7 protein-coding genes are annotated in these 5,302 nt (G+C 69.6%); 2 read left to right on the top strand and 5 right to left on the bottom strand.

The window, feature by feature from the left end; all coding sequences use genetic code 11:
* Window positions 1-576: DUF4921 family protein (locus ABF401_RS06125; RefSeq protein WP_353508654.1), on the top strand; the 576-nt coding region annotated here is incomplete at its 5' end.
* On the opposite strand, the gene ABF401_RS06120 is transcribed toward ABF401_RS06125, so the two are convergent.
* Both ABF401_RS06120 and ABF401_RS06115 read right to left on the bottom strand, forming a co-directional pair.
* Window positions 551-2,011, bottom strand: a complete 1,461-nt coding sequence (locus ABF401_RS06120; protein WP_502908197.1) for a flavin-containing monooxygenase — start codon at window positions 2,009-2,011, stop codon at window positions 551-553. The genes ABF401_RS06125 and ABF401_RS06120 overlap by 26 nt on opposite strands.
* On the bottom strand, window positions 2,008-2,721 hold the full coding sequence (locus tag ABF401_RS06115; RefSeq protein WP_353508652.1) for a hypothetical protein: 714 nt from the start codon (window positions 2,719-2,721) through the stop codon (window positions 2,008-2,010). Before ABF401_RS06115 ends, ABF401_RS06120 begins: the two co-directional genes overlap by 4 nt.
* Window positions 2,722-2,941: 220 nt before the next feature.
* Between ABF401_RS06115 and ABF401_RS06110 the strand changes: the two genes are divergently transcribed.
* Window positions 2,942-3,289, top strand: coding sequence for a VOC family protein (locus ABF401_RS06110; protein ID WP_353508651.1), 348 nt, complete (start codon window positions 2,942-2,944; stop codon window positions 3,287-3,289).
* Between the two features lie 24 nt (window positions 3,290-3,313).
* On the opposite strand, the gene ABF401_RS06105 is transcribed toward ABF401_RS06110, so the two are convergent.
* The 3 genes from ABF401_RS06105 to ABF401_RS06095 all read right to left on the bottom strand — a co-directional run.
* Window positions 3,314-3,655, bottom strand: coding sequence for a metallopeptidase family protein (locus ABF401_RS06105; RefSeq protein ID WP_353508650.1), 342 nt, complete (start codon window positions 3,653-3,655; stop codon window positions 3,314-3,316).
* The gene (locus tag ABF401_RS06100) at window positions 3,622-4,563 is read right to left on the bottom strand and encodes a phosphotransferase enzyme family protein (protein WP_353508649.1); all 942 of its coding nucleotides are present in this window, start codon (window positions 4,561-4,563) and stop codon (window positions 3,622-3,624) included. Before ABF401_RS06100 ends, ABF401_RS06105 begins: the two co-directional genes overlap by 34 nt.
* Before the next feature lie 4 nt (window positions 4,564-4,567).
* Window positions 4,568-5,302, bottom strand: a 735-nt coding sequence (locus ABF401_RS06095) for a Rossmann-fold NAD(P)-binding domain-containing protein (protein ID WP_353508648.1), incomplete at its 5' end; no start/stop codon positions are given.

Genomic DNA, 5,302 nt, shown 5'->3' with positions numbered 1-5,302 from the left:
GCGGGCGCCTCCTTCGACCACCTGCACAAGCAGGTCGTCGCCATCGACGAGCTCGGCGCCCAGTTGGAGCTCGAGGCGGAGCAGGTTCGTCTCGAGCCAGACCTCTACGAGCGGTGGGGACACGAGTATGCCGCCACCCAAGGCCTGGTCGTCGGTCGCACACCGACCGCGGTGGCCTTTGTCGGCATCGGGCACCGGTACCCGTCCCTCGAGGTGCACTCCCTCGTGGCCGACCGCTGCCCGTGGGAGCTGACGGCCGACGAGCGGCGGGACTTCTCGGACCTGCTGCACGCCTGCCACGCGGCGACGGGGGTCGAGGTGCCGAGCAACGAGGAATGGCACCACCGGCCGCCCTCCCTCGACCTTCCGATGCCGTTGCGCGCCGTACTCAAGTGGCGGGTCTCGACGCTCGCTGGCTTCGAGGGCGGGACGAAGATCTTCGTCAATACGATCAGCCCCTGGTCGCTTCACGAGCGCGTCATGGGACGGCTCGAGGCCCTCGCTTCCGCTGGGGAGCTGTCGGGCCGGTTGCGGCTCGGCGATGCTGAGGTCAGCGGAAGGCCATCGACGCGGTGACATCGCCACGGAGCAGCTCCCGGCGATCGGGCAGGTAGCTCTGGCGCATCAGCCACGGTGCCCGGTCTCCCTGGTGGGGAAGACTCCCCTCGGCCCGTCGCACGTAGCTGGAGTGGAGTGGCAGGAGGGGCTGCTCGACCAGACCCTCGGGAGGCATCGGGATTGCCACGCGCAGTCCGAGCCGGTCCAGATGGGCGAGGAGCCGGCAGACGTAGCGAGCGGCGAGGTCGGCGCGCAGGGTCCACGACGCGTTGACGTAGCCGAGGCTGAGCGCGAGGTTGGGGATCCCTCCGAGCATCAGGCCGCGGTAGACGAAGAGCTCGGACGGTGCCCGACGCTCGCCATCGACGCTGAGCTCGATCCCTCCTGCGGCGAGCAGGCGGAGGCCGGTCGCGGTGACGATGACGTCGGCCGGCAGCTCGCGACCCGACGAGAGCCTGATCCCGGTCGGCGTGAAGGTGTCGATCGTGTCGGTGACGAGCTCGACCCGCCGGTCCCGGATCGTCTTGAACAGGTCGCCGTCCGGCACGATGCACAGGCGTTGGTCCCAGGGGTCGTAGCGCGGCGTGAAGTGTTGATCGACGAGGGCCGGGTCGCCGAGGGCCCGCACCGTCCCTCGGGTGATCAGGCGGCTCGCCAGGCGGGGCGCACGCCGACACAGCTCGTAGAACCCGGACATCAGCAGGGCGTTCTTGTGGCGAACGGCGTCCGCCGCCAGCCGGGGTGGAAGAACCCGGCGGGATGCCGCGGCCATCGGGTCACGTCGAGGCCGCGCCATCACCCAGGACGGCGAACGCTGGAGGATCGTGGTCCGCGCCCCGAGCTCGGCGAGCGCCGGAGCGAGCGTGACTGCCGTTGCTCCAGATCCGATGACGACGACGCGGCGGTTGGCGACCTCCAGCGCCTCGGGCCAGAACTGCGGGTGGACGATCGAACCGGTGAACTCGGCCTCGCCGGGAAACTCCGGGCGATGGCCCTGCGCGTAGTCGTAGTAGCCGCTGCACAGGTGCAGGAACCCGCAGGTGAGCCGGCGCTCCTCATCCCCGTGCCTGATCGACAGGGTCCACTGCTCCTCGCTGCTCGACCAGTCGGCGGCGACCACGCGGTGGCCATAGCGGACGTGGCGGTCGATGCCGTAGCGGGCCGCGCTGCGTCTGATGTAGGCCAGGATCCGGCCACCGTCGGCGATGGACTCCGCGTCGGTCCAGGGCTCGAAGGGGAAGCTGAGCGTCCCCATGTCGGAGTCCGATCGCACGCCGGGATAGCGGAAGAGGTCCCACGTGCCGCCCATCGCTTCGCGTGCCTCGAGGATGGTGAAACGCTTGCCCGGCAGTTCCGTCTGCAGCCGGTAGGCCGCGTCGATGCCGGAGATGCCCGCCCCGACGATGACCACGTCGAAGTGCTCGGGCAGCGTCTGCTGGGTCACGCAGGTCATTGTGACGTATGCCGCTGAGCGTGCTCCTGCTCGGCGCGAGCCTTGATCCCGGTGAGCATCCCGGTCTCCATGTAGTGGTGCAGCGGGTCTCCGATGAAGAAGTCCACCGCCCGCAGGACGAGGTCCACGCCGGGCAACCGCAACACCACGAACCGGATCAGCCGAGGCCCCGGCCCGGCATCCGGACTGATGGAGTGAGCGGCCGGTTCCACGAAGCCCGCCCCGCGGTAGCGGATGATCAGCCGGGTCCTGTCACCCGGCAGTGGCCGCAACACGAAGGTTTCCTGTGCGACCAGGTACTCGTACGGCTTGACCTCCCAGACGGTCGCGAACGCACCCGCGCCCATCGGCACGCTGTCGCCAACCTTGAGCGGCGCCACCTCCGGGTGGATCCGGCGCGCCGAGTGCCGACCCTCGACATAGCGGGCTCTGGCAATCAGCCGCTCGACCCAGTCGTGGGTGTAGAAGCCTGCGCGACCGATCCCCATCTGCATCAACCACGGCCACACCCGCTCGGGTGGCGCGTCGATGGTGACCGCCCGCGTGCTCTGCACCCTCGGGTGCGGAGTTCGGTCATCGCCCGGGAGGGGCTCACTGGCCTCGCTGTCGGTCGCGCCCCACCGCAGCATCCTGGGCCGCCACAGGAGGTAGGCCACGATCTCGGCGGCCAGGGCGCCGCCTGCCAGCCAGTACGACGTCCGACGGCTCATCCGGGCACCTCTCATCCAGTCGTGAGCGTCGAGGCCCGCCGAGGGGGCCGCGGGCCTCCACCAGCCAGTCAACTGGAAGCCGAGCCAACGTGTGAGGCAAAAGCGCTACCGACACGCCCGAGGCCTCGGCGACCTCCTCCATCCCCACCTTGGCGTAGCCCGTTCGCGCGACATCGACCCCCGCAGTCTCTGGAGCCGCTGGTTGCGTTAGGTTCGCCAGATGAGCTTGGAATGGGAGCAGGTCATCGTTCACTCGGCGGATCCGGCGGCCTTGGGCCAGTGGTGGGCAGAGGCTCTTGGCTGGGTTGTTGTCTACTCGTCAGCAGACGAGTTCGAGATCCGCCCGGAGGAGGACCGTCGCCCGGGGTTGGATTTCGTGCGGCTTGAAGAGAGCAAGAAGTCCAAGAGCCGACTGCATCTCGACTTCAGGCCCGACGACCAGGACGCCGAGGTGGCTCGTCTCGTGGCTCATGGCGCTCGACGTGTTGACATCGGCCAAGGTGATGCGTCGTGGGTCGTTTTGGCAGATCCGGAAGGTAATGAGTTCTGCGTTCTCGCCGCGGGGTGACGCGTCTGGCCGTGGCCCGGTGACTCACCAACCGAGCTCGCGCAGGCGCGCGTCGCCGATCCCGAAGTGATGCCCCACCTCGTGAATCACAGTCCGCCGAACCTGCTCGACCACTTCGGCATCGCTGTTGCACAGGGCGCAGATGGCGCGCCGGTAGATCGTGATCCGGTCGGGCAGGGCGCCGGCGTAGAACGACGACCGACGTGTCAGGGGCACTCCCTGGTACAGGCCCAAGAGGCCTGCCGGACCACCGTCGTGCTGCACCGTGACGGCCACGTTGCTCATGAGCTCGCCCAGCTCTGCAGGTATGCCGTCGAGTGCCTCGCTCACCATCAGCTCGAATCGCTCTGGCTCAACGTGGACCATTCAGCAAGTGTCCAACCCCGGACCGCGGCGGGCAGCAGTCCAAACGGGCGACCACGTGCCGGATCAGGAGGTCTGCACGAGGTCGAGCATCGCGAGGGACCACCGGTGGACCCGGTCGAGGCGTGCGGAGAACGCGCAGTTGACCTGAGCGGTGCCGGTGTACCACAGGTCGAACGCGACCTGGCGCAGGGCGATGAAGTCGTCCAGGTACCGACGTCGACGTCTCGCCGAGCACGGCAGCCGGCGAGCAGTGCATCCCGGAACGCCGGGTGGTCGGGGCGATCCCGCAGTTCCCACAGCGCGAGGGCGAGATCGTAGAGGCGCGGCCCCGTCCCGCAGTCGTCGAAGTCGATGAGCTTGACCACGCCACGATGGAAGAGCGCATTGCCGAGATGCAGATCGGCGTGAATGAGCCCGACGTCGTCCGCGGTCGCGATGAGGTCGGCCATGCGCTGATCCACCTCCCGGAAGCGGACACGGAGCTGCCCGGGCAGAAGTTCCCAGCAGTCGGCCGCCGCGATACCGCCGTAGACCATGACGTCCCCGAAGAAGGCCTCGTGGTCCCACCGGATGCGCACGAATTCCGCCGGTGGTGGCCACGCATCGGCGTGGTCATGCAGGCGCGCCATTGCCTCGCCCAGCCTGCGGAGATGAACCGGACGAGCGGACGTCTCGTGGATGCGCCCGTCCATCCAGCGCAGCACTGCCGCTGTCGAGTCGACCGCACGGCCGTGACGTTGCGGCCGGTGCACCCGCACGAGGTGGCTGCCTTCCGCGCCATCGTGGCGGAACGTCGTGTTCTCGCCATGGGAGACGAAGGTGAGCCGACCCTCCGCAAGCGGGTACTGAGCAAGCGCCGCCACGGCCACCCGACGGAGCCGGGCGAGGTCCGCGCGTCCGCTCACCATGTGCCTACTGTGGCGCAGGGCGCTTCAGTGCCTCGAGCTCCTCGATCGCCTGGTCGAAGGCGCGGCCGGCGGCCCGCCACGGCCCCGACGGACCGCCGTCCTGGGCCAGCCCGAGCAGGTGCGGGGTCAGGTCTGCGCTGAACCCCTCGCTGGCCTCGCGCGGCAGCAGGGAGGGCAGGTTGTCGATGGCGATGACCTCCAGCGGCGCGCTGCCGTGCTCCGGGGAGCCGTCGTGCAGGCGCCGGACCGGCTGCTGCCACGTGGTGATCGCCGTGTTCACCGGGAGCATGTTGGTCGGGCCGGTGACATCGCAGGTCACGTCGGCGAGCACCCGCAGCCGCCGCTCGTGGTCCAGGTCCCCCTCCTGCACGAACGGGGTCGTCGGGGTCCGGGTGACCACGCAGTTCACCAGCAGGTCATGGCCCAGCAGGGCCTGCTTGTGCAGGTCCCGCGTCTCCTGGCGATCCCACCGGGTGATCGGCAGCCCGGCGGTCATCAGGGCGCGCTGGGCGCCGCGCCCGGATCGCCCGTGCGCCCCGGTGACCAGCGCCAGCAGCTGGTCCACCCCGGCCCTGCCGGCGTGCTCCAGCGCCGCGTCGAGCTCCTGCTTGGCCATCGGCACCAGCGGCGCGGCCAGCGTGCCGGCCAGGTGCAGCACCCCGAGCGCGGCGCCCACGTAGCCGGCCCAGTAGCCGAAGGCGACCACCCGCCGACCGTCCTGGTCGGTCAGGTACTCGAG

Origin of the sequence: Intrasporangium sp. (assembly GCF_040414665.1) — a bacterium.
In the GTDB taxonomy this organism is placed as follows: Bacteria; Actinomycetota; Actinomycetes; order Actinomycetales; family Dermatophilaceae; genus Intrasporangium.
This window is presented reverse-complemented; position numbering and strand designations above follow the sequence as displayed.